The organism is Azomonas macrocytogenes (genome assembly GCF_014191985.1).
Lineage (GTDB): Bacteria > Pseudomonadota > Gammaproteobacteria > Pseudomonadales > Pseudomonadaceae > Azomonas > Azomonas macrocytogenes.
Map to the genome: position 1 here is coordinate 1 of NZ_JACHXI010000063.1, position 1418 is coordinate 1418.

The window sequence follows — 1418 nt, forward strand, 5'->3', positions numbered from 1 at the left end:
GCGCATGTCCGGGTGCAGCAGGTTCGCGCGATCGAGTTGATAGAGGGAAGGAAACAGCTTGCGTAGGGCCAGGTCTCCCAGGGCTCCGAAGAGCGCGAGCGTGCATTGTTCGGCAATCATGACAGCCCCTAATGTTTGCTTTTATAAGACATTTAAATAAAAGCAGCTAAAATCGCTTAAATCAATCCTTTAAGTAGTAATAAAACTACACTTTTTGATTCTTGAATTTCAGGTGGTCCCGCCCGGATACGCTCAGTACGATAGGCGCCGAAACAGCTTGCCCAACCCAGGAATTCAAATGGACTACACGCGCAACCTGCTCGAGCAAATTCAGAACCGCCTCAAGGATCTCAACCGGGCCGAACGCAAGGTCGCCGAGGCGATACTTCGCGACCCGCAGCAGGCTACGCGATACAGCATCGCGGCTCTGGCCCAAAACGCACAGGTCAGCGAGCCGACGGTCAATCGCTTCTGCCGCTCGTTCAATGTCAGCGGCTACCCTGAGCTGAAAATGCAGCTGGCACAGAGCTTGGCCAGCGGAGCCGCCTACGTGAGCCAGGCGGTGGAAGCCAATGACGGCCCCGAAGCCTACACGCGAAAGATTTTCGGCAGCGCCATTGCTTCGCTGGATAATGCTCGCCAGAGCCTTGATCCGCAGCAGGTCAATCGAGCCGTGGACATGCTGATCCAGGCTCGGCAGATCCATTTCTGCGGCCTTGGCGCTTCGGCCTCGGTAGCGTTGGATGCGCAACACAAATTCTTTCGCTTCAATCTGGCCGTTTCCGCGCATTCCGACGTGTTGATGCAGCGGATGTTGGCCTCGGTCAGTCATACCGGTGATCTGTTCGTGATCATTTCCTATACCGGACGCACCCGCGAGCTGGTGGATGTCGCACGTCTGGCGCGGCAGAATGGGGCCTCGGTGCTTGGTCTGACTGCCGCCGGCTCTCCATTGGCCAAATCCTGCACCCTGACCCTGGATACCCCGCAGCCGGAGGACACGGACATCTACATGCCGATGACCTCGCGCATCATCCAGCTCACCGTGCTCGACGTACTCGCCACCGGCATGACTTTGTGCCGTGGTACGGATTTCCAGCCGCACCTGCGCAAGATCAAGGAAAGCCTCAACGCCAGTCGTTATCCGAGTGATGAAGATGCTCTCTAGCGATCCACGCGCCTGACGCCGCCGCTTCACCGATGAACGATGGAACTCAGTCGAAATCGACGAAGCGGCGGTTTTCATTTCAGGCCTTTTCCAATCCGGCCGTGAAGGCGCTCGCCCCCTCTTCCGCCGTGCTGAAGGACGCCCGCATGAAGGCGAACAGCTCCCGGCCACAGCCCACTTCATAACCTCCCGGCGCGCTGGCGTTCTCGCGCGCCGCCAATTCGACCGGATCGACCCGCACTTCCAGGGT

Annotated in this window: 2 protein-coding genes; one reads left to right on the forward strand and one right to left on the reverse strand. The window is 58.3% G+C overall.

Features of this window, described 5'->3' with window-relative positions; translation table 11 throughout:
- The coding region (locus FHR87_RS18860; protein WP_183168296.1) for a hypothetical protein at positions 1–120 on the reverse strand (120 nt) is incomplete at its 3' end.
- A gap of 178 nt (positions 121–298) precedes the next feature.
- On the opposite strand from FHR87_RS18860, the gene FHR87_RS18865 reads away from it, so the two are divergent.
- Positions 299–1168, forward strand: coding sequence for a MurR/RpiR family transcriptional regulator (locus FHR87_RS18865; RefSeq protein WP_183168297.1), 870 nt, complete (start codon positions 299–301; stop codon positions 1166–1168).
- The last annotated feature ends 250 nt before the right edge of the window (positions 1169–1418 follow it).

What these genes read in the sequence shown, in the direction of transcription:
- FHR87_RS18865 (WP_183168297.1), top strand. Translation starts at nt 299, where the DNA reads ATGGACTACACGCGCAACCTGCTCGAGCAAATTCAGAACCGCCTCAAG.